This window comes from Streptococcus mitis (genome assembly GCF_946190335.1).
Lineage (GTDB): Bacteria > Bacillota > Bacilli > Lactobacillales > Streptococcaceae > Streptococcus > Streptococcus mitis_CH.
This window is the reverse complement of sequence record NZ_CAMHZN010000005.1, coordinates 108,892-129,355: the sequence shown is the minus strand read 5'-3', so window position 1 is coordinate 129,355 and position 20,464 is coordinate 108,892. Positions and strand designations below refer to the sequence as shown.

At 41.7% G+C, this 20,464-nt stretch carries 25 protein-coding genes; 1 reads left to right on the top strand and 24 read right to left on the bottom strand.

Translation table 11 applies throughout. The features are described 5' to 3' along the window. Positions 1-40: 40 nt before the first annotated feature. The 24 genes from N8O43_RS08190 to N8O43_RS08075 form a co-directional block, all read right to left on the bottom strand. A complete protein-coding gene (locus N8O43_RS08190; RefSeq protein ID WP_261089970.1) occupies positions 41-2,692 on the bottom strand; it encodes a valine--tRNA ligase in 2,652 nt (883 codons plus the stop codon). Beyond that, the gene (locus tag N8O43_RS08185) at positions 2,685-3,263 is read right to left on the bottom strand and encodes an AAA family ATPase (protein WP_261089971.1); all 579 of its coding nucleotides are present in this window, start codon (positions 3,261-3,263) and stop codon (positions 2,685-2,687) included. The genes N8O43_RS08190 and N8O43_RS08185 overlap by 8 nt, the downstream gene beginning before the upstream one ends. Then, on the bottom strand, positions 3,263-3,823 hold the full coding sequence (locus N8O43_RS08180) for a GNAT family N-acetyltransferase (protein ID WP_261089972.1): 561 nt from the start codon (positions 3,821-3,823) through the stop codon (positions 3,263-3,265). The genes N8O43_RS08185 and N8O43_RS08180 overlap by 1 nt, the downstream gene beginning before the upstream one ends. Next, positions 3,810-4,388 carry a flavin reductase family protein gene (locus N8O43_RS08175; protein ID WP_049515942.1) on the bottom strand — a complete coding sequence of 193 codons (579 nt, stop codon included), beginning with the start codon at positions 4,386-4,388 and terminating at the stop codon, positions 3,810-3,812. The genes N8O43_RS08180 and N8O43_RS08175 overlap by 14 nt, the downstream gene beginning before the upstream one ends. A gap of 282 nt (positions 4,389-4,670) precedes the next feature. After that, positions 4,671-5,066, bottom strand: coding sequence for a helix-hairpin-helix domain-containing protein (locus N8O43_RS08170; RefSeq protein ID WP_000038635.1), 396 nt, complete (start codon positions 5,064-5,066; stop codon positions 4,671-4,673). Positions 5,067-5,161: 95 nt separating this feature from the next. Next, positions 5,162-5,416, bottom strand: a complete 255-nt coding sequence (locus tag N8O43_RS08165) for a DUF1912 family protein (protein ID WP_000119707.1) — start codon at positions 5,414-5,416, stop codon at positions 5,162-5,164. A 9-nt stretch (positions 5,417-5,425) separates the two neighbouring features. Then, entirely contained in the window at positions 5,426-6,760 is a 1,335-nt protein-coding gene (locus tag N8O43_RS08160) for a DUF438 domain-containing protein (protein WP_261089974.1), read from the bottom strand. Beyond that, positions 6,760-6,993, bottom strand: coding sequence for a DUF1858 domain-containing protein (locus N8O43_RS08155; RefSeq protein ID WP_000368739.1), 234 nt, complete (start codon positions 6,991-6,993; stop codon positions 6,760-6,762). The genes N8O43_RS08160 and N8O43_RS08155 overlap by 1 nt, the downstream gene beginning before the upstream one ends. A gap of 265 nt (positions 6,994-7,258) precedes the next feature. Continuing rightward, positions 7,259-7,441 carry a hypothetical protein gene (locus N8O43_RS08150; protein WP_261089976.1) on the bottom strand — a complete coding sequence of 61 codons (183 nt, stop codon included), beginning with the start codon at positions 7,439-7,441 and terminating at the stop codon, positions 7,259-7,261. A 206-nt stretch (positions 7,442-7,647) separates the two neighbouring features. Beyond that, positions 7,648-7,998, bottom strand: a complete 351-nt coding sequence (rbfA, locus tag N8O43_RS08145) for a 30S ribosome-binding factor RbfA (protein WP_001273601.1) — start codon at positions 7,996-7,998, stop codon at positions 7,648-7,650. 250 nt (positions 7,999-8,248) lie between these two features. Next, the gene (infB, locus tag N8O43_RS08140; RefSeq protein WP_261089978.1) at positions 8,249-11,041 is read right to left on the bottom strand and encodes a translation initiation factor IF-2; all 2,793 of its coding nucleotides are present in this window, start codon (positions 11,039-11,041) and stop codon (positions 8,249-8,251) included. A 16-nt stretch (positions 11,042-11,057) separates the two neighbouring features. Next, positions 11,058-11,357 (bottom strand): YlxQ-related RNA-binding protein, encoded by a 300-nt coding sequence (locus tag N8O43_RS08135; RefSeq protein WP_001041390.1) that lies wholly within the window; start codon positions 11,355-11,357, stop codon positions 11,058-11,060. Continuing rightward, positions 11,350-11,643 (bottom strand): RNase P modulator RnpM, encoded by a 294-nt coding sequence (gene rnpM / locus N8O43_RS08130; RefSeq protein WP_000857567.1) that lies wholly within the window; start codon positions 11,641-11,643, stop codon positions 11,350-11,352. The genes N8O43_RS08135 and rnpM overlap by 8 nt, the downstream gene beginning before the upstream one ends. 21 nt (positions 11,644-11,664) lie before the next feature. Continuing rightward, complete coding sequence (nusA, locus tag N8O43_RS08125; protein ID WP_000032283.1) at positions 11,665-12,801, bottom strand: transcription termination factor NusA; 1,137 nt, start codon at positions 12,799-12,801, stop codon at positions 11,665-11,667. Positions 12,802-12,844: 43 nt separating this feature from the next. Continuing rightward, complete coding sequence (rimP, locus tag N8O43_RS08120; RefSeq protein WP_001808691.1) at positions 12,845-13,324, bottom strand: ribosome maturation factor RimP; 480 nt, start codon at positions 13,322-13,324, stop codon at positions 12,845-12,847. 125 nt (positions 13,325-13,449) lie between these two features. Then, positions 13,450-14,085: a tRNA (guanosine(46)-N7)-methyltransferase TrmB gene (gene trmB / locus N8O43_RS08115; RefSeq protein WP_261065721.1), complete on the bottom strand. Its 636-nt coding sequence runs from the start codon at positions 14,083-14,085 to the stop codon at positions 13,450-13,452. After that, positions 14,082-14,876, bottom strand: coding sequence for a cell cycle regulator CcrZ (gene ccrZ, locus N8O43_RS08110; RefSeq protein ID WP_016399198.1), 795 nt, complete (start codon positions 14,874-14,876; stop codon positions 14,082-14,084). The genes trmB and ccrZ overlap by 4 nt, the downstream gene beginning before the upstream one ends. A gap of 162 nt (positions 14,877-15,038) precedes the next feature. After that, a complete protein-coding gene (locus N8O43_RS08105) occupies positions 15,039-15,650 on the bottom strand; it encodes a CPBP family intramembrane glutamic endopeptidase (RefSeq protein WP_261089979.1) in 612 nt (203 codons plus the stop codon). A 30-nt stretch (positions 15,651-15,680) separates the two neighbouring features. Further along, a complete protein-coding gene (blpZ, locus tag N8O43_RS08100) occupies positions 15,681-15,929 on the bottom strand; it encodes an immunity protein BlpZ (protein ID WP_261089980.1) in 249 nt (82 codons plus the stop codon). Positions 15,930-15,986: 57 nt separating this feature from the next. Continuing rightward, a complete protein-coding gene (locus tag N8O43_RS08095) occupies positions 15,987-16,391 on the bottom strand; it encodes an immunity protein (protein ID WP_261089981.1) in 405 nt (134 codons plus the stop codon). A gap of 453 nt (positions 16,392-16,844) precedes the next feature. After that, positions 16,845-16,964: a PncF family bacteriocin immunity protein gene (locus tag N8O43_RS08090; RefSeq protein ID WP_004269601.1), complete on the bottom strand. Its 120-nt coding sequence runs from the start codon at positions 16,962-16,964 to the stop codon at positions 16,845-16,847. Positions 16,965-17,254: 290 nt separating this feature from the next. Next, a complete protein-coding gene (locus N8O43_RS08085) occupies positions 17,255-17,551 on the bottom strand; it encodes a hypothetical protein (RefSeq protein ID WP_390899113.1) in 297 nt (98 codons plus the stop codon). A gap of 128 nt (positions 17,552-17,679) precedes the next feature. After that, positions 17,680-19,029 carry a sensor histidine kinase gene (locus N8O43_RS08080; RefSeq protein WP_261089983.1) on the bottom strand — a complete coding sequence of 450 codons (1,350 nt, stop codon included), beginning with the start codon at positions 19,027-19,029 and terminating at the stop codon, positions 17,680-17,682. Between the two features lie 13 nt (positions 19,030-19,042). Beyond that, complete coding sequence (locus N8O43_RS08075; protein ID WP_077804715.1) at positions 19,043-19,780, bottom strand: response regulator transcription factor; 738 nt, start codon at positions 19,778-19,780, stop codon at positions 19,043-19,045. Positions 19,781-20,075: 295 nt separating this feature from the next. Here N8O43_RS08075 and N8O43_RS08070 point away from each other — a divergent pair, with 295 nt between their 5' ends. Beyond that, positions 20,076-20,405, top strand: coding sequence for a helicase BlpT (locus N8O43_RS08070; RefSeq protein WP_261089984.1), 330 nt, complete (start codon positions 20,076-20,078; stop codon positions 20,403-20,405). The last annotated feature ends 59 nt before the right edge of the window (positions 20,406-20,464 follow it).

Sequence of the window (20,464 nt, the reverse complement as noted above, 5' to 3'; positions counted from 1 at the left end):
TTATACCAAAAAAACACGGTTCATCACCGTGTTTCTGTGTTTATTTCACGAGTTTCTTCATCTCATCAATACGTGCTACGGTCGCGTCGTATTTGGCTTGGTAGTCGGCTTGTTTGTCGCGTTCTTTTTGGACGACTTCTGGTTTGGCGTTGGCTACGAAGCGTTCGTTAGAGAGCTTCTTACCGACCATGTCCAGTTCTTTTTGCCATTTAGCAAGTTCCTTGTCGAGACGAGCCAGTTCTTCTTCAACATTGAGGAGGTCTGCCAGTGGCAAGTAGATTTCTGCTCCTGTGATGACGCTTGACATAGCGAGTTCAGGTGCAGGGATGGTTGATGCGATTTCCAAGTGTTCTGGATTTGTGAAGCGTTTGATGTAGTTGACATTGCTGTTAAAAAAGGCTTCCAAGTCGCTATCGCTTGTCTTAACAAGGATGGTAATCGGCTTGCTTGGTGCTACGTTTACTTCCGCACGCGCATTACGAACGGCACGGATCAAGTCTTTGAGGCTTTCTACACCTGTGTGAGCCGCAAGGTCTTCAAAGGCTGGATTGACAGTTGGGTATTCTGCTGTCACGATAGAGCCTTCTGAGATTTGTCCAAAGATTTCCTCTGTCACGAATGGCATGATTGGGTGAAGGAGACGAAGGATCTTGTCCAAAGTGTAAAGGAGGACAGAACGTGTGATGACTTTCTCTTCTTCATTATCGCTATAAAGGACTTCCTTGGTCAACTCAACGTACCAGTCCGCAAACTCATCCCAGATGAAGTTGTAGAGGATGTGGCCAGCCACACCAAATTCAAACTTATCAAAGTTAGCAGTAGCTTTTCCGATGGTTTCATTGAGGTTGTGGAGAATCCAGCGGTCTGTGACATTACCAGCTTCCTTGTTGACAACTTTTTCCACATTGGCAGTTGCTTGCTCAAGGGTCAAGCCTTCATTGTTCATGAGGATGTAGCGAGAGATGTTCCAGATCTTGTTAATGAAGTTCCATGAAGCATCCATTTTCTCGTAAGAGAAGCGCACGTCTTGACCTGGTGCAGAACCGTTTGAAAGGAACCAACGCAGGCTATCTGTTCCGTACTTATCAATAACATCCATCGGGTCAATCCCGTTACCGAGAGATTTAGACATCTTACGGCCTTCCTCGTCACGAATCAGACCATGAATCAATGCATTTTTGAATGGCGATTTGCCAGTAAATTCCAAACCTTGGAAAATCATTCGAGATACCCAGAACGGGATAATATCATAACCAGTCACCAAAGTTGATGTTGGATAATAACGTTTGAAGTCTTCTGAGTCGACATCCGGCCAGCCCATGGTAGAGAATGGCCAAAGGGCAGAACTGAACCAAGTATCCAAGACGTCTTCATCCTGAGTCCAACCGTCGCCTTCTGGAGCTTCTTCGCCGACATATATTTCACCCTCAGCATTGTACCAAGCGGGGATTTGGTGACCCCACCAGAGCTGACGTGAGATTACCCAGTCATGGACATTTTCCATCCATTGGAGGAAGGTATCGTTGAAACGAGGTGGGTAGAATTCTACCTTGTCCTCTGTGTCTTGGTTGGCAATAGCATTTTTCGCCAATTGATCCATCTTAACGAACCATTGAGTAGACAAGCGGGGCTCAACCACAACACCTGTACGCTCTGAGTGACCAACACTGTGAACACGTTTTTCGATTTTAACAAGGGCACCAATTTCTTCCAACTTAGCAACGACTGCTTTACGAGCTTCAAAACGGTCCATGCCTGCAAATTCAAAGGCCAAATCATTCATAGTACCGTCGTCGTTCATGACGTTAACTTGTGGCAAGTTGTGGCGTTGACCAACCAAGAAGTCGTTTGGATCGTGGGCAGGCGTGATTTTCACAACACCAGTACCAAACTCAGGATCTGCGTGCTCATCTCCAACGATTGGGATCAATTTATTAGCGATTGGAAGGATGACGTTTTTACCAATCAAGTCCTTGTAGCGTGGGTCTTCTGGATTGACCGCAACGGCAACGTCCCCAAACATAGTCTCAGGACGAGTTGTTGCCACTTCAAGGGCGCGTGAACCGTCTTCCAGCATGTAGTTCATGTGGTAGAAGGCACCTTCGACATCCTTGTGGATAACCTCGATATCAGAAAGGGCTGTGCGAGCTGCTGGGTCCCAGTTGATAATAAATTCACCACGGTAGATCCAACCTTTCTTGTAAAGGTCCACAAAAACCTTACGAACGGCTTTTGACAAACCTTCGTCAAGAGTGAAACGCTCACGAGAGTAGTCTACAGAGAGCCCCATCTTGCCCCATTGTTCCTTGATGGTAGTGGCATATTCATCTTTCCATTCCCAGACCTTATCGAGGAATTTCTCACGGCCGAGGTCATAACGGCTAATCCCCTCGCCACGCAAGCGCTCCTCAACCTTAGCCTGAGTGGCAATACCAGCGTGGTCCATACCTGGAAGCCAAAGCGTATCAAAACCTTGCATGCGTTTTTGACGGATGATAATATCCTGCAAAGTCGTATCCCAAGCGTGACCAAGGTGAAGTTTCCCAGTTACGTTTGGTGGTGGAATGACGATTGAATAAGGCTTAGCCTTTTGATCTCCTGAAGGCTTGAAAACATCAGCATCAAGCCATTTTTGGTAACGACCAGCCTCAACCTCGGCTGGATTGTATTTAGGTGAAAGTTCTTTAGACATGTGTTTGTCCTTTCTCTATTTTGTTCATTTTATTTTGAATTTGCTTAGCAGCTTCTTCTGCAGACAAATTCGTATTATTTATTTTAAAGTAGTGGTGCAACTCATTCGGTTGATGTTGGGAATTTAATTGAAGGGTTTCAGCTGTTTCTAAAATTTCTCTTTCAGATATCTCAATATGCCGTTTCAAGGGCTTGTGCTTCAACCGGTTCTCCGTTTGATTTCGGCGTAAACGCTCCTCAAGACTTGTTTCCAACTCAACAAAAAGAATCTCTTGATGAAAGTTATCCAATAAATCCTGAATTTGCTTTAAATACATCAGTTGGTACTGATTTGAAAAATCAATTACGTCTGTTAAAATTACTGATCTCTTATTTCTTGCACTTGCTCCAAGGAAAGAAAAGGTGATTCCGCGAACAAATTCCCACATTTCCTCTGTATAGTCCTGATAGATTTCTAGTGCAAAATCGATAGCTTGATGGTTATAAAATAGGGTAGCATCCGTCAGTCGAGATAATTCTTGACCAATGGTCATTTTTCCTGATGCTGGAGCACCAATGATGAAAAGATGCATCAAATCACCTCCCACTCACTCCTCAGCAAGCCATATATCAGACTGTAACAGCGGTTTCCTTGAATATCTTTACGGTCTCTTATGCGAGCTTCGAGAGTAAATCCAAGTTTTTCTGCGACTCGTTGACTTTGGATATTGTAGCCAAAGCAAGAGAGTTCAATCTTGTGAAGACCTAGTTCTCTAAAAGCTAGGTCAATCAAGGCTCGCGCTGCTTCTGGTACATAGCTTCGGCCCCAGTAGTCTGGGTGCAAGATATAGCCAATCTCTAGAACATCATCTGCATGGCGGTGATTGAAGTCGACAGAACCAATGACCTTATCGGTCCCTTTAACGACAATCCCATAGCCAGTTGGGAGATTTTCCTTTTCATTACGCTCAGGAAGGATATGCTCCAGATAATAAATCTCATCTCCCAAGGTCTTGACAGGTGGAAAACCTGCTGGGTAAGAAACTTCTGGGAGACTAGCATAGTCAAAGATATCCTCTGCATCCGCCACTGTACGGACTCGTAAGACCAGACGCTCTGTTTCCAAGCGTTCTGGTAACTCAGCTCTTGTCATCCTTCTTCCTCGCTTTTTTGATGAAGCTCCCCTTAATATCTACACGCTTGTCCAGATAACGATAGACGCGCTGATATCCATCTCCCATGAAATATGTTGGGGCAAACAGTTCATTTCTAAAATGCCCCTTTTCATCCAAAAGTTCTGGGTCAACAAGTCGCTCAACAATCTTAGCAAAGATATGGCAGATTCCATCTTCCTCGATAATCCGATCTACCTGACAATCCAAAACGACTGGACAATCCTCTAAAATCGGTGCCTGAGTTCGTTCAGAAATTTCATAATGCACTCCCAAACGTTCCAATTTCTCCTGATGACTGATAAAACCAGCCTGCTCCATCTCGAGCATGATATTTTCATCAGGAATATTCACAGTAAATTTTTGATAATGTTTAATTTGCTCTGCAACATTCTCTCTCGCAACGACTCCAATCACAATCCAATCTCCTAGACTATAAGAGGAACTACAGGTCGTGATGTTATATCCAAAATTCTGATCTTGATATCCTAAAATAAAAACAGGAAAGCCATAGTATAGTTTATTAGTTTTAAATGATTGTTTCATAACAACCTCCTTTGCCTAAGACACAAAAAATCGCCCCTGCCATCTACATGACAGGGACGAATGTGTTTATCCGCGGTACCACCCAATTTCGGGCCAAGCCCGCAACTCTCGTCTTTAAAACAAAAAGACACTTTTATTTCAATTTTTCATCCATTAGCAACCAGTTTTGACACATTTGTGGACTTCTCAGCACCGCCACTTTCTGTAAAATGTGGGATCCAAAACACCTCTGATGGCTTTATTGTAACAAGATTTTGACGAAAATGCAAGGATCAAGAAAAATTACTTGAACTTGATACCATTTTCCTTCAATTTCTTGATGGTAGCTGGGCCGATTCCTTTCAAGGCAAGGAGTTCTTTTTCAGTCCAGTTTTTGAAATCTGACGCAGACTTAATTCCTTCATCGTAGAAAGTTTTGGCACGGTCAAGTGGAAGTCCACCCAAGTTTGCTGCAAAATCTTCTACAGAATTGGCTACTTTTTGAGCTTGCTCTTTGGTAGCTTCTACTGCTTGTTCAACTTTTTTAGAAACAGCCTTACCAGCTTGGCTTGCTGACTGCTCTGCACGTTTCACGACTTTTTTTGTCTCTTCTACAACCTTAGTCACAGTACTTGAAAAAGCACCTGCACGACGGAGGCTATTTCGTAATTGTTTTTTACGATTGAGTTTCTTTGACATGATAAAATCCTTTCAATAAAAAACCCCTGCTCTGACAAGGATTTAATATAAATATTCTATCAAGATTTTAGTAAAAAATCAAGAATCTATCTCGTTTAATAATTTCGCTCACCAAACAAGCCTTCTGGCAAATCATGGAATCCCTTGCCTGCCTTGAAGTTTTCAAACTTACCAAGCAAGAACTGATAAGCATCCAAGCGACTTTCGTAGCGAATCATGGCATCTTTGGCACGTTCGTCTTGATCTTCTTCGTAGACTTTTTGGCTTTCCTTGTGCGCCATGTCGTTAATCATAATCTGGGTATTGACCCAAGCTTCAAATTCCTTCATAAATTCTTGTTCGTAACTCATTTTTTCTCCTTATTCTAATCCACGGAAATAGTCCGTATCAATCTCACGGTAGGGCTGAATATCCTGAACATACTCCAGCACACCTTGGAATTCTCCCTCTTCATCGTGCACTGCTGCGTAGGTGATGTGGACAAACTTACCTCGCGACTCAGACTTGAACCACATTTCATACTTGTCTTTGCTTCCCTCACGAAGCCCCTTCATAATGGTCTTGACCTTGTCCAAGTACTTAGGTGGATGACAGAGTTCAACATTGCGCCCAACTTGGGACGGCGTCCGTTTGAAAATCATCTCATCAGCTGGTGTATTGTCATTGTAATACTGGAAAATATCGTCTTTATTGACAAAGGTAATCTCCATAGGGAGGTGATTGAGGATGAGATTGGCCTGCTCGACCGAGAGATAGCCATTACCAAAAGCCTGTTGACTATGGCGGTCCAGCACTGCTTCCCTTTCCTTAGGGGTAAAGGTAATGGTAAACTGTCCTTCTGGCGTATCGATAACCTGCTGAACTTGTCCCTCTGCCGTATCTAGTTGTACAGGCTCCTCTTCACTCTTTTCCTCAATAAAACTCTGACGTTCTGGCACCCATTTCTCAGACGGACGGATGATGGCATAGCCATAGGCATCGCTCTCCTCCGCAATCTGAAGCCAATCATCCTGAGTAAAGGATTCAAGGAGAATCATGAGAAGGATGGACTCTTCCTTGAAAATCATACTTTCAAACTCTGTCGCAAAGGCTTCAAAAGTTTCTTTTACACTGCTAATCGACACTTCTGGCAGTGACTCAGCTGTCGTTAGAGCTATTTGAAAGAGTTCCCTAATCTGGTCATCCACTCCCCACATAACTTTTGGAGGTGAATCGTGTCCATAGCGCTCCATGATAGGAAAGAAAAGTTCTTCCTTACGCTGGTAGTGGATGTCAAATTGCCCCACAAGTCCCATCTGACGCACCAAACCCTTACGCATCTCCGCCAGCATTTCCTCATCTTCCATAGACTCATAGGTATCTAACAATCTCCGAATGCGAATCAAAGCTGCACGGAGGGCCAGATTTTCTTCTTTGAAAATCCGAACTGGGTGACCTGGATGCTCAGTATCCTCTACTTCGACACCTTTAATAGCATTTTTAAAAAGATTGGCATGGACATCGCAGAGTTCCATGACATCTTCAAAGGTGACACCTGAGTCTGAGTTCATCAGCTCGTGCTCCATGAGAGAAATCTCTATGGCTGAGACACCCGCAAAGGTCGTATCAAAACGCTCCTGAACCGACTCAGGAGAGGCGCCATTATGCAATTCTAACAAAATATCCCGTAGGACATGAATCCGTTCATCTGCCATTAGTCTAATCCAATCACTTCGTAGCCATTAGCTTCCAGTGTGCGGACAATCTTGTCCATAGGAGTTCCTTCAAGCTTAGAACCCTGTTTGAGTGATACTTTACGACCAACTGTATTGCGCATCAAGGGATTGGCAAGAGGTTTAAAACCAAGCTCAACTAGAATTTCCAAGACTTCTGGATGCTTATCCACCACTTCTGCAACGGGAATTGACACATCGATGATATTATCCATGACGACCTCCATTGAATGTTCTAAAATGATTTTACTGCTTTTATTATACCACAAGGAAAGAGATTAAAAAACTAGCAGTGGAGTTCCTGCTAGTTATCTGCGACTTGAATTACTATCTAAATAAGTTTAAAGAGCCAATCCAATATCTTAAACACTATCTTGTAAAACAGCAATTGAACTGCAAAAGAGATAATCATCCAAAAGAATTTCAAAATCCCAATAATCGGTTTAATAAAAAGAATGGCAAGAATTGCCCAGAAAAATTTCATTTTTTATCCTCTGCCTTGATGAGCCACCGAGCCGTATCCATTAACTTGTCTGCAATAAAAAGTTTCCCCAGACCGACAACGACATTGTCATCTTTCTTTATCGTTTTCATTACTTTTACACCTTGCATGGTCAAAAAGTAATTCCCGTAAGTTTTAGCTAGAATTTTTATAAGGCCCATATTATCTTCCCTCGTTTAACTACACTTTAAAATATTGACGATACCAGTCTTACTGACCATTTCTGTGAAATTTACTCTTTCTAATCCCTATAACATCATATAAGTTGAATTTTATAAAGCTTTTTAATAATGTTTAACTCTGGAAAGATTCCGACAGCATGTTTTATTGACTTTTCCTCCACCAAAAAAGAGGGTTCCCCCTCTTCTTAGTTCTTATCCAGATTGCGTAGCATCTCGTCAATCTTGTTTCCATACTCGATGGACTCGTCTTTGACGAAGGTCAAATCTGGGATTTTGTACAATTTCAAATTGCGACCAAGTTCACGTTTGATGGTCCCAGTTGCTTTTTCAAGCCCGATTTGAGCTTTTTGATTATCTGAAGCAAGGTTACTCAAAATGGTGTAGTAAACCTTGGCAACAGACAAGTCACCTAGCATCTGAACATCTGTGATGGTCACACCTTGGACACGCGGATCACGGACTTTCTTTTGCAAAATCTCATTGACTTCACGCTTGATTTCCATGCCCACACGGTCCGTACGGAAATGATTTGCCATGATATTCCTTTCTCTACTTTGAACCAAAAGCTAGGCCAGCAGACCTAGCTATTTTTAAACTTCTTGATTTTCATTTCAAATTGAAACGAAGTTCAATTTGAAATCATCTGCTTCTTTCGCCGTGGTGAAAGTGATGGAACTGATTTATCAGTCTCATCACAGGGGATTTTTGAGACCCTAGGCTCAAAAATAAGCAATGAAACCATCGGTTTGCTTGCGTCCCTCCCCACCTAAGAAAGGAGCAAAAATCTTATCTCTTGATTTCTTCCATGACATAAGCCTCAATCACATCATCCATCTTGATATCATTGTAGCCATCAATCATCAATCCACCTTCACGGCCGTTTGTAACTTCTTTCACGTCGTCTTTGTAGTGTTTCAAGCTTGCAAGTTCACCGTCATAGATAACGACACCATCACGGATAACACGAACCTTAGAGTCACGGGTAACCTTACCGTTGATAACCATGAATCCACCGATAGTTCCCACTTTAGACACCTTGAAGGTTTCACGAATAACTGCTTCACCGATAACTTTTTCTTCGAATTCTGGATCAAGCATCCCTTTCATGGCTTCTTCCATCTCTTCGATAACCTTGTAGATAATGCTGTGGAGACGGATTTCTACATCATCAGCTTCTGCTTGTTGACGAGCTTGTGGTGTAGGGCGTACGTTGAAACCAACAATAAAGGCATTTGAAGCTTCGGCAAGTGTTACGTCTGATTCGTTGATAGCACCGACTGCAGAGTGAACGATGGTAACTTTGACACCTTCAACATCGATTTTTTGAAGTGAGGCAGAAAGGGCTTCAACAGAACCTTGTACATCGGCCTTGATGATAACGTTAACAGACTTGAGTTCACCAGCTTTAAGGGTATCAAAGAGGTTTTCAAGGCTGACACGTTGGGTAGCTTGACGTTGTTTCATGAGGGCACGTTTGGCACGTTCTTCACCGGCTGCACGCGCAGATTTTTCATCCTCGTAAACAGCGAAGTGGTCACCCGCCATCGGTGCTTCGTTCAAACCTGTGATTGAAACTGGTGTTGATGGTCCAGCAACTTTAACGCGACGACCAAGGTCGTTGGTCATAGCACGGACACGACCGAAGGTATTTCCGACAACGATTGGGTCTTGGACATTCAAGGTACCTTGTTGAACAAGAAGGGTTGCGACCGCACCTTTTCCTTTATCCAAGCGCGCTTCGATAACCGTACCGATCGCACGAACTGTTGGGTCTGCCTTAAGCTCTTGGATTTCAGCCACAAGAAGGACTGTTTCCAACAATTCTTCGATATTTTGGTTGAATTTAGCTGAGATTTCAACAAATTCAGAATCTCCACCCCAAGCTGTTGACATAACACCATGCTCTGCCAATTCACCGATAACGCGTTCTGGGTTAGCACCTGGTTTATCAATCTTGTTGATGGCTACGATGATTGGAACGTTGGCCGCTTTTGAGTGGTTGATGGCTTCAATTGTCTGAGGCATAACCCCGTCATCTGCCGCTACGACCAAGATAGTAATATCGGTAACAGATGCACCACGCGCACGCATTGATGTAAAGGCCGCGTGTCCTGGTGTATCAAGGAAGGTAATCTTCTTACCATTTTCCACGATTTGGTAGGCACCGATATGCTGAGTGATACCACCTGCTTCACCTGTAGCAACACGAGAGTTACGAAGGGTATCTAGGAGTGTTGTTTTACCGTGGTCAACGTGTCCCATGATGGTTACAACTGGTGGACGCTCAACCAATTCATCTTCATTGAGATAACCATCTTCGACAAAGAAACGTTCGATGTCGGCATTGTCCACTTCAACCTTTTGTTTGGCTTCGATACCATAATCCACCATGAGGAGTTCAATTGTTTCCCCATCCAAAGATTGGTTTTGTGTGGCCATGACACCCATCATAAAGAGTTTCTTAACGATTTCAGCTGGTTCACGTTTGATACGTTTTGCGATTTCCGCAACGGTCATACCATCTGTATATTCAAATTCTGTTGGCAATTCATGGAATTTACGTTCTGTAACAGGTTTTGGAGCCTGATTGCGGTTGTTCTTGTTATTGCCTTTTTTGTTCTTTTTGTTGTTATTCCAATTACTATTTCTTTGATTTCTCACTTGATTTTGACTACTTCGATTCTTTTGTTGTTTTCTAGGACCATCTTCTTCGTGATCATAATCATCACGTTCTTTGTCTGGTCGAGCTTGTTTTTTACGACGTGTATCCACTGGTGCTTCTTTAGCTACAGGAGCTGGTTCAACCACTGCTTGAACTTGTTGCGCTTGTTCAGCTAACTTAGCAACTTCTTCAAAGATTTCCTCTGGCTCCTTGCGTTTATTAGCTTGGGCCAAGGCTTCTTTGGCAGCCTGAGTCTGCTTGAAACGTTCCTCACTTGAACGGGCATATTCTGCATTTTGTTCTGCTTTTAGGGCTGCTGCACGGGCCTTAAAGTCAACACGTGGTCCAGCTTGTTTTGGCTGGAAGTCTTGTTGCTGACGGCGCTCATTGCCACGATTTTGCTGACCTTGCTGTTTCTTAGCTTGGTCGTTAAAACGACGATTATCGCGCTTGCCTTGACCTTGTTTTCCACCATTACGGCCGTCGTTTTTCTGACGGTTTCCGTTTTGTTGTTGGTCACGGTTATTGCCCTTGTTTTGCTTGCGTCGTTCTGCCTGCTCTTTGGCACGGGCTTCACGCTCAGCCTTAAAATTACGGCTTTGCGGTTTAGCTGCTACTTTTTCGGCCTTCGGAGCGACTGACTCAGCAGGTTTTGCCTCTTCCTTAGCTACAGCTGGTTTAGCTGGCTCAGATTTTCCGGCTTTCTTTTCTACACTTGCTTTTGGTGTTGCAGGTTTTGCTTCTGCTTTCGGAGCAGCTGCAGGCTTAAAGCTGGCAGCGATTTTTGCAGCGACAGCTTCTTCCACACTTGATGAGTGGCTTTTCACATCCAAGCCCAACTCTTTTGCACGCGCTACAACTTCTTTACTTTCTTTTCCAAGTTCTTTTGCGATTTCGTACAATCTTTTCTTAGACAAATCATGTCCTCCTCTTCTATTCCATAAGAGACCTCATTTTCTTTGTAAATCCAGCATCTGTTACAGCCAAAACCTTTCTCGATTTTCCGACTGCTATGCTTAATTCCAGTGTTGAAAACACGGTTACAATTTCTACTTGATAATAATGACTTTTATCTTGAATCTTCTTGGTCAGATTGGGTCCAGCATCATGGGCTAGAAAGACCAACTTGGCCTTGCCATCTTGAATGGCCTTGACCACCAATTCTTCACCCGATATAATCCGCCCTGCTCTCTGAGCAAGTCCCAAGAGATTGCTTATCTTTTGCTTATTCAAGTCCTAACTCTCTTCTTTTCACTTTGTGATCCACATAAGCGATCAACTCGTCATAAAAGCTTTCTTCTACTTCCATGTCAAAGCTACGGTTAAAGACCTTCTTCTTTTTCGCCTCTAGGGCTTCTTTATTGTCTAGCTTGATATAAGCGCCGCGGCCATTGGCCTTGCCTGTCGGATCGATAAAGACTTGTCCTTCTTTGTTCTTGACAATGCGGAGCAAATCACGCTTATCAATCACTTCATTGGACACAACAGACTTGCGCAAAGGGATTTTTCTCGTTTTCATCTTTCCCTCCTCTAGCAGCTTTTATTCTTCTACAGTATCGTTTTCTGCTTCCAAATCTACCGAAGCAGCTTCTTCCATGGCTTCAAATTCGCTAGCAGACTTGATATCGATACGGTAACCAGTCAAGTGAGCTGCCAAGCGAACGTTTTGCCCACGACGACCGATGGCAAGAGAAAGCTTGTTATCAGGAACAACCACCAAGGCACGTTTGCTGTCGTTTTCATCAAAGATAACTTGGTCAACTTCAGCAGGAGCGATGGCATTGTAGATAAATTCAGCTGGATCTGCTACCCACTCGATAACGTCGATATTTTCTTCGATTGGGACCATACGGTCGCTCTTGGCATCGTAGCGAGCTGGGTGGAACTTGCTAGTAATCTTCTTGATATTAGCACCACCACGTCCAACGATTGTACCGATAGCGTCCACGTTTGGATTATGGCTACGAACTGCAACCTTAGTACGGTCACCAGCTTCACGAGCCACGCTCATGATTTCAACAGTTCCATCATAAACTTCAGGAATTTCTTGCTCCATCAAACGTTTGATCATTTCTGGATGGCTACGGCTAACAAAGACGTTGACACCGCGAGGGTTGTCTTCAACCTTGTAGACATAGACTTCGATACGATCATGAGAAGCAAAAACTTCACCAGGAATTTGGTCTTGTTTTGACAATTGGGCTTCGATGCTACCAAGGTTGACATAGATAAAGCGGTTGTCAAAGCGTTCTACTGTACCAGACATGATTTCTTGCTCATGTTCTTTGTAAGTATTATAAGTGATGGCACGTGTTTGCTTGCGCATTTTTTCCATGATGGTTTGTTTGGCAGATTGAGCTGCTACACGACCAAACTCAGCAGGTGCTTCTTCAAACTTGATTTTGTCACCAAGTTCATAGGCTGAATTAATGGCAAGAGCATCTTTCAAGCTGATTTCCAAACGGCTATCAAATACCTCATCAACAACTTCACGGACAGTATAAACGGTAAAGTCACCTGTTTTTTCGTTGAAGTCAATAGCTACGCTGTCTGATTGACCATAGCGTCTGCGATAAGCGGAACGAAGCGACTCTACTACTGCGTCGATGATGTCTTCTTTTTTGATTCCCTTGTCTTCTTCCAAAATGCGGAAGGCCTCTAGCATTTCTTTACTCATGTTTTCTTCACTTTTGAATCCTCAAAAGCTATCCTTTCTTTTTCTATAATTTAACTGCTAAACGTGCTTTTGATACTAAACTGTATGGAATTTGGACAGTTTTCTTACGCGTCTTGTCCATATATTCCATGGTCAACTCGTCCTCTTCGAAGGCCAACAAGGTTCCTTCAAAGACCTTTTGCTTATCGATGGCTTGGTAGAGCCCGACATGGATGTATTTCCCAACTGCTCCAGCGACGGCATCCTTGGTTTTCAAAGGACGTTCCAAGCCTGGACTGGTGATTTCTAGGAAATATTGTTCTGGGAAGGGATCTGGCTTGATGGTGTCTAGGACAGGACTGATAATTTCTGTCAAGTCTGCCGTGTCGTTCAAGGTAATTCCTTCAGGTTTATCTACAAAAATACTGAGAATCATGTCACTGCCAATCTTTCCATACTCGATATCCACGAGTTCGAAAGGAGCTTCTATGACAGGTTCTACAACTTCTCTGACTAATTCTACGATTGTTGCGATTGCGTCCACCTCCTCATAAGCAAGAGGCGAAGATATTTCCCCGCCTCACTTTTCATATTCTTGCTCTTAGTATAGCACGTTTGCCAACTTATGTAAAGCAAAAGCACTTATACAGCCTGATTTCAGGATATTTCTTAAAATTCTGCCTCAACTCGGTAGATAACTTGACCCTTGTTGGAGAATTTTTGCTCGTATTCTGTCATGACATTGCCTTCAAAATCACTGGCATGTAAATCAAGCCAGACACCATTGAGCTTCATATCATACTGAGAAAAGCTCACTAGGCTGTACTCAAACAAGCCACGGTTATCCGTCTTGAAATGAATTTCTCCATTTTCAGGCAAGATACGTTTGAAGGTATCCAAGAAGGTCTTGTAGGTCAAACGACGCTTTTCATGGCGTTTTTTAGGCCATGGATCTGAAAAGTTCAGATACAAACGATCAATCTCACCGTCTTCAAAGTAGTCAGTCAAGTCAGAACCATCTACCCACAAGAGCTTAATATTAGGTACTCCAACTTCAAGCACCTTGTCCAAAGCGTAGCTCAAAACAGACTTTTGAATATCAATCCCGATATAGTTGATGTCAGGATTTTGTTTGGCCATACCTGAAACAAAGGCACCCTTTCCACTTCCAACTTCCACATGAATGGGGTTGTCATTGCCAAACAAGTCCCGCCATTTCCCCTTGGCTTCCAAGGGATTGAGGACCACATACTGGGGATTTGCCTCTAGTAATTCTGTCGCCCCTTTACGATTTCTAACTCTCATCTTCTCTTTCCATACTTGTCTCGGAAGTGACGCAAGCCATGAATCTCCCGATTGACATTTTCTAAATCTTGGTTCATATAATACTTGGAAATCTGGCTCAAATAAGACAATTGACCGTACCAATACAATTTACTTAATACCGTTTGATTATACTTGTAACCGTAGTAGGTCAACCATTCCTTCCACTGATGTTCTGGAATATAATGGCAGAGCATATGGGCCACATCAAACATGCGATCGGTCAAGCGAACCGAATCCCAATCTACCAAATAAATTAAGCCACTATCTGTCTCAATCCAATTACTATGTCGTACATCTCCATGGACAATGGTCGCATGGTCCTCTCTAAATCCTGGAATAGTCTGACGTAAATCAGCCATCACTTCACTGATAAAATGATTTTTACGCAAAGCATCTGGAGCCGTTTCCTGCCAAGACTGTAGTAAATCTACAGGTGTTTCCATGGCATATCCCAAACGACTCAACTGTGTCATCAACGGACGTGAGCGATGAAGACGGGTTAAAATATTGACGATTTGTTTACGATTCATATCATAGGGGGTCAATATCTTGCCTGTCAACCATTCTTGAGCACACATATCACGCCCATCTGCCAAACGGCGACTCCATAATAATTGTGGAGCAATTTGTTCTCTAGCTAAACCAGGTAGGATTGGAGAGGTGTTCATTTTTACAAAGATGCGCTTTCCATCAGGATAGCTACCCATATAAGCTTTGCCACTTTTCCCAGGTATGGGAGTCAGTGTTAGCTCATTATCACCCAAATCCATTTCTTTCCTCCGTATAAAGTTTCCTTACTATTCTACTAGTTTTTGGCCTATTCGTCAACCGCTCAACACCCGATTCTCAAAGAAAAGCCTCTGGGGTCGTTTGGGTTATCATTATAGAAAGAAAAAGGTAAGCACAATCTCCTACTTACCTTTTCATAATTTTTATAAATAATATAAGAGTGGCAAACTGTTGTAAAACATATGGACTAGAGTAGAGACCCACAAATTTTGGCTCTTTTTATAAGCAAAGCCCAGCAACAAGCCCCCCAGTAGATAATAGAAAAACGAAGGCACATCATAAGGACCGTGCATGAAAGAAAAGAGAGAGGAAGTCAACACAAGTCCTAACCAAGAATTGTCAAAAAATGCACCTTGAAGAAGTCCTCTAAACATGAGTTCCTCCTGAATTGGTCCCAAAATTGTGGCACTGACAATAAAGGAAAGCGAAAGTCCCTTACTCGTTTCCTCAAGGTGTTGAGTCGAAGCACCAGAAGCAACTGAGAAAAAGGCATGATAGCCTATATTTACCAGCACTGTGAGAAGAAAGATTCCAATAAACAGCAAGAGTTGTTTCTTACTTAACATCCCAAAAGAAATCATATCAAACCATTTCGCATAGCTAAAACTAAGGAAAAGCAAGAGACTCTTTATCATAATGAATGTGTACTGGTGTTGAAAATAATCCCCTTGATTGACGGAATATCCCACTGCACCCACGATTGCAAATACTAAAAATCCCAAAAATAAGGCATGGCACTTATTGAAAATGGCCATAAAACTATCCTCCTCAACAAACAAACTTCCCTACAAGTCATCCTTAAGCTCTAACCTTTCCAAAACAAACCATTTGAGTAACCAAAATCCGACCACATAACCACCTCCTAAGAATATAGCCATTAAAGCTAGCATGGAATTTAGGGAATTAAAGACCACCGCAGATACAAAGGTTAGCACAAAAACGTTAAAGGCAATGGTGTCAGAAGCCAAGACTAGAATATAGGGTGTCAACCAGTCTAAGGTTTTGGAATCTAGGAAAAATAAGTGTTTATACATGATAACCTCCTCTTGCCAGACTATATACTAGTCGCAGATTAAGAAGAAAGTTCTTCCCTACTTTTTATAATACTTCAAACCCCAAATGAGTAGAAGCATGATAAGCAAGCAGAGAATAGCGCCAATATAGGCAATTAATTGTTGATAGAATTCTCCTGCTGTGATACCTCTATACAAACAAATAATAGACATAAAACCTGTCAAGCCGATGAACATGAGTTGATTGGTTCTAGGACTAACCAAATCATCATCTTCAAACTCTCTTATCCTCATCTCCCTAGTGAGGTAAACAGTAACTAAAATCGAAGCCAAGTTAAGAACCACTAAAAGAAATTGGAAAACCAAGGAAAAATTTAAAAACTGACGAGATAGAAATAGATAAGTAGAGACAAGTAAGGGCAACTGACCTAGGAACAGTCTCGCAAGGAAGACGTTCCGTTTTTTAGCAAGAAAAGTTTTCATTTCTTTGCTCCTTTCTTTTTAGTTAAAGCAAAATAGATCACAACCGCAATCATATAGGCTATGGTATAAAATAGATGATACCAAATACTCTCCCTAATCGGATAAAGAAGGATAGACATGATCAGATACAGAACGAAAATAATCAGTATTTTTTTCTTCATAAAATTTCCTCCTAAATGTATGCTTTATCTTAGTTGAACTTCAACCTTTACACTGCTAGTATAGCACTCATTTTGACCTTGGATCACTCACATCATAAATGGTCATCAAAACATCTTGAATTGTAAAAAATTAAAAAAAGCAAGCATGAAAAACATACTTGCCCTTTACACCTTATTGATACCAACTTAATTTGTAGATTTTTTATCCTGCTATCACATATCATTTTAACAGGCGAAACAATATTAAAGAAACTCCACTGTAGATTAAACTAGCGATAAAAAATCTTTTTATCTAATTAGATCTATCTTTATTCTTCTTTGGAGATTTTAAAAATTTTTCCCTAATTAAAGAAGTAATAAAAGAAACAAACATACCAACAACAAAAACAATAAGAAAACTTTTGAAATCCATAATTACCTCCAAGTACAGTTCCTCTACTTACAGGCTCAAGCCTTTAAGCAACCATAATAGCCAATTGTAACATTGTTTTTGCATTCACGAGGAATACCTCTTTTTACTTTCGTCCTATTACAACCTTAATAAGGTTAGTATACTACTATTTTTTAAAATTTTCCATCCAAATCACGAATGGTCATCAAAACATCTTTAATTGTTAAAAAATTTAAAAGCAAGCATGAAAAACATACTTGCCCTAGGAGAATTTAACAACGTAAAGACCTAAAATCGAAAACTATTCACCCTCACTTTCGTCTGTTCTGATAGATTCTCATGATTGCAACAAGGATACAGGCTGTCCCACCTGCTAAAACCAGAAGAGTAATGATAATGTTGAGAATTTCAGGCGTACTCTCTATTCTGTTGACAAGACGGACTAAAGACAATACTGTCAATAAGAGTAAAGCTACTGACCCTGTCCGAATTAAAGAAGCCATTCGGTTCTCAACCGCATATAAGAATGATGGTAACATAACACAGGCTATAGCAATCACAAACAGATTGCTCCCTGTTTCTTCTCCCTTGTTCACCACGGAAATCATGAGAAGATTCGATGCTATAATCAACGTAGAACAGATGATAAAAAAGGATTTCTTATTCATATAGGGCACCTCATATACTATGGCATTTTAATTGATGACTACAGGCAGTACTTCTTTCCACAAATCTTCTAATCATCAACTGACATCGAGTGAACTGTTAAAACCTGACGAAAAACGTGATTTTGGCAGGTGGTATTGAGACTGGTATTCGGATGGCTTTCCACAATTTTCATGACGGTATAGAGACCAACTCCTCTCTCCTCCCCTTTAGAACTGGCTCCAAAGGAGAAGATTTCAGAAATATCTATGCCCTCTTCTTTAATGGAATTTTCAATGATAAAGGTCTCCTGTGCTCCATTTTTTAAAAAGGCGATTGAAACATGAGGTTGACTGGCCTCTACACTAGCTTCAATAGCATTGTCACAAAGGATAGACACAATGGTTAGAAAATCAAGCAGGCTCATCCCCTCAACCTGAATCTCCTCAGGAACTTCGACATTAAAGACAATGTTCTTATCTCTGGCTTTTAGAAATTTCCCTGCTAGAAGACTTTTGAGGGCACGGTCACGAACATTTACCAATCGTCCAAGGTCATATTTATTGTCCTGCAATTTTTCACTGGAATCCTTTAAGACGGAGTCGTAGACCTCTTTTATCTGCTCCATATCCTCCTCTTCAATGCCCAGACGTAAACTGGTCAAGAGGTTGGTGTAGTCATGGCGAAAACTCCGGACTTCCTTGTAAAGTTCCTCTATATGCCGACTATAGCGTTCCATATCTCTGTAGCGCAAGGCCTGCTCTTGGTCTAGTCTCTCATGGAGTTTGTCCTTCAAATAGGTATCCAGCTTCTTGATAATCCCCATAAAAAAGAGCAAGTAAAACACTAGGATCAGATGGCGAACAGTCCTTGATTGAATACCTTGTTCATATTCAAAGAAAGACAGACTTTGCATCACTAGATAGTAAGCCCCCATTATCCAGTTAATCTTAGTTAGGGACTTTTGAAAAGCTTTATCTAGAATCTCCTTTCTCAAGTTAGTGAAATCATAGTCCAACCATTTCAAAAAGACTAAAACTATGAAGCAAACGAATAGCATAATCAACAAAAAGACAGGATTTCCATCTCCATCTACAATCCCTTGCCCAAAAAACGGAAACACAAAATAGGAGACACTTCTGTAAAAGATATCCATCAATACAATTGGAAAGAGACCATAAAAGAAAAGGAGTCTTTTAGAAAGTCCTCTTAACAATAAGAAAGACAAGCTGAGGCCGAACAAGGGTTCTATAAAGTATGACAGATAGTCAGTCAAGACTAAATAATTAAAAGTTGTAACAATTGCTGCTAGAAGAAATTTCAGAAGAAAGGCCTTAAAAATTCTCTCAAAAGTTAGACCAATTCCATCTACCTTAAAGAACATGATAATTTCTAGCCCAATAATAACTAGTGTATACAATATAATCCAAATATTATACATAAGCTCTCCTAACTCAATGTAAGTTATTGATAGCTTCAGACACTTCCCTGACCTTATAACGCGCGATCAGACAGCTCCCACCATTGGGAAAGAAAAGGAGTTTTTCTTTCTTATCCAAACGCACCACATTGGCAGGATTGATGAGAAAAGAGCGGTGGCACTGCAAGAGGCGAGGCTCCTGCTTGAAAACCTCCTCCAAACTCGCTGTAAATTCCAGCCTGTCCGTCTTGGTATAGAGAATAACACGATGGGCTCTGGGCGATGTTTCAAGATAATAAACCTCTTTAAAAGGATACTGAAATTGGGCAAATTTTGATTTAAAGTAAAAGCAATCTTCCGCCAGACTCTTACTGTCTTGACTATTGGCATAGAGGAGGGCTGTCTCGATCCGAGATTCAAACTCCTCTGCCGACAAGGCCTTATCAATGTAGTCCAAAGCAGACACTTGGTAGCGAAAGGACAGAGGCATAAACTCCGAGTGAGTTGTCACAAAGACAATCAGGGCATAAGGATCCCGATCCCGAATCTTTCTAGCCACTTCCAGACCCTTCATCTCCTCATTTCGAATCTCAATGTCCAAAAAGAATAGCTGATGGGCCCCCTTCTCATGCACCTCAGCCAACAGTTGGTCTGGCTTACCAAAAACTTTAAAAGAACTGGGAGTGATATGATGTTCCTTCAAAAGTTTTTCAATCGTCGTTTCAATCCTAGTCTGTTGGGAAAAATCATCTTCTAAAACAAATATTCTCATCTTCTTACTCTCCTTGTTTCGATTTCTTCCTAAAAAGAGAATAGCAAAAATACTATGATACAAGCCCACCAAATCCTAAACAGGCCTTTAACTCTCCTGAAGGGTATCTTGTTCCTCAAATAAGCATGATAATCTTACAACTATTTTATCATAAAATCTTAACAGTACCATTCAGGAAATTTCAAGAACAATTAAAGATTTGTAGGCAAAAAAGGAGATAAAAGTGATAAACTGACAGTATCAAAATACAGTTGCTAGAACCAAGACTAGCACCCAGATTAAAGGAGGAATTCTCATGACAGATACAGACCCCATCAAAAGAGCTCAGACTTTGATTACTGACTTAAACAAAGCCTACCAAGTATGCAAACAGGCAACCGCTGACGACGTCCGCTTTCAGGAGCAATTAAACTCTATTCTTGGCTTTCTAGCCAAGGCTGAGGCAGTGGATAATCGAGTCTTGATTGAACTGGAAAAATTTTACCAGACTTCCAGTCTTCTCATGGGACTCAGCGCTCTTGATCCAGATGCTCCTACTCGCGCCGCTTGGCGGGCCTATGACCGCTTCCACTTTGACCAGGTCAAGACCAAATTGAGCCTCTACGGACCAACCATTATCCTGTAGAAAATAAAAGAAGCTGAGCTAGAGTGAACTCAACTTCTTTTTTAGTGTCATATAGGCAA

What these genes read in the sequence shown, in the direction of transcription:
- N8O43_RS08190 (WP_261089970.1), bottom strand. Translation starts at nt 2,692, where the DNA reads ATGTCTAAAGAACTTTCACCTAAATACAATCCAGCCGAGGTTGAGGCT.
- N8O43_RS08185 (WP_261089971.1), bottom strand. Translation starts at nt 3,263, where the DNA reads ATGCATCTTTTCATCATTGGTGCTCCAGCATCAGGAAAAATGACCATT.
- N8O43_RS08180 (WP_261089972.1), bottom strand. Translation starts at nt 3,823, where the DNA reads ATGACAAGAGCTGAGTTACCAGAACGCTTGGAAACAGAGCGTCTGGTC.
- N8O43_RS08175 (WP_049515942.1), bottom strand. Translation starts at nt 4,388, where the DNA reads ATGAAACAATCATTTAAAACTAATAAACTATACTATGGCTTTCCTGTT.
- N8O43_RS08170 (WP_000038635.1), bottom strand. Translation starts at nt 5,066, where the DNA reads ATGTCAAAGAAACTCAATCGTAAAAAACAATTACGAAATAGCCTCCGT.
- N8O43_RS08165 (WP_000119707.1), bottom strand. Translation starts at nt 5,416, where the DNA reads ATGAGTTACGAACAAGAATTTATGAAGGAATTTGAAGCTTGGGTCAAT.
- N8O43_RS08160 (WP_261089974.1), bottom strand. Translation starts at nt 6,760, where the DNA reads ATGGCAGATGAACGGATTCATGTCCTACGGGATATTTTGTTAGAATTG.
- N8O43_RS08155 (WP_000368739.1), bottom strand. Translation starts at nt 6,993, where the DNA reads ATGGATAATATCATCGATGTGTCAATTCCCGTTGCAGAAGTGGTGGAT.
- N8O43_RS08150 (WP_261089976.1), bottom strand. Translation starts at nt 7,441, where the DNA reads ATGGGCCTTATAAAAATTCTAGCTAAAACTTACGGGAATTACTTTTTG.
- rbfA (WP_001273601.1), bottom strand. Translation starts at nt 7,998, where the DNA reads ATGGCAAATCATTTCCGTACGGACCGTGTGGGCATGGAAATCAAGCGT.
- rnpM (WP_000857567.1), bottom strand. Translation starts at nt 11,643, where the DNA reads ATGAAAACGAGAAAAATCCCTTTGCGCAAGTCTGTTGTGTCCAATGAA.
- nusA (WP_000032283.1), bottom strand. Translation starts at nt 12,801, where the DNA reads ATGAGTAAAGAAATGCTAGAGGCCTTCCGCATTTTGGAAGAAGACAAG.
- trmB (WP_261065721.1), bottom strand. Translation starts at nt 14,085, where the DNA reads ATGAGAGTTAGAAATCGTAAAGGGGCGACAGAATTACTAGAGGCAAAT.
- ccrZ (WP_016399198.1), bottom strand. Translation starts at nt 14,876, where the DNA reads ATGGATTTGGGTGATAATGAGCTAACACTGACTCCCATACCTGGGAAA.
- N8O43_RS08105 (WP_261089979.1), bottom strand. Translation starts at nt 15,650, where the DNA reads ATGGCCATTTTCAATAAGTGCCATGCCTTATTTTTGGGATTTTTAGTA.
- blpZ (WP_261089980.1), bottom strand. Translation starts at nt 15,929, where the DNA reads ATGTATAAACACTTATTTTTCCTAGATTCCAAAACCTTAGACTGGTTG.
- N8O43_RS08095 (WP_261089981.1), bottom strand. Translation starts at nt 16,391, where the DNA reads ATGAAAACTTTTCTTGCTAAAAAACGGAACGTCTTCCTTGCGAGACTG.
- N8O43_RS08090 (WP_004269601.1), bottom strand. Translation starts at nt 16,964, where the DNA reads ATGGATTTCAAAAGTTTTCTTATTGTTTTTGTTGTTGGTATGTTTGTT.
- N8O43_RS08085 (WP_390899113.1), bottom strand. Translation starts at nt 17,551, where the DNA reads ATGATTTCCGTGGTGAACAAGGGAGAAGAAACAGGGAGCAATCTGTTT.
- N8O43_RS08080 (WP_261089983.1), bottom strand. Translation starts at nt 19,029, where the DNA reads ATGTATAATATTTGGATTATATTGTATACACTAGTTATTATTGGGCTA.
- N8O43_RS08075 (WP_077804715.1), bottom strand. Translation starts at nt 19,780, where the DNA reads ATGAGAATATTTGTTTTAGAAGATGATTTTTCCCAACAGACTAGGATT.
- N8O43_RS08070 (WP_261089984.1), top strand. Translation starts at nt 20,076, where the DNA reads ATGACAGATACAGACCCCATCAAAAGAGCTCAGACTTTGATTACTGAC.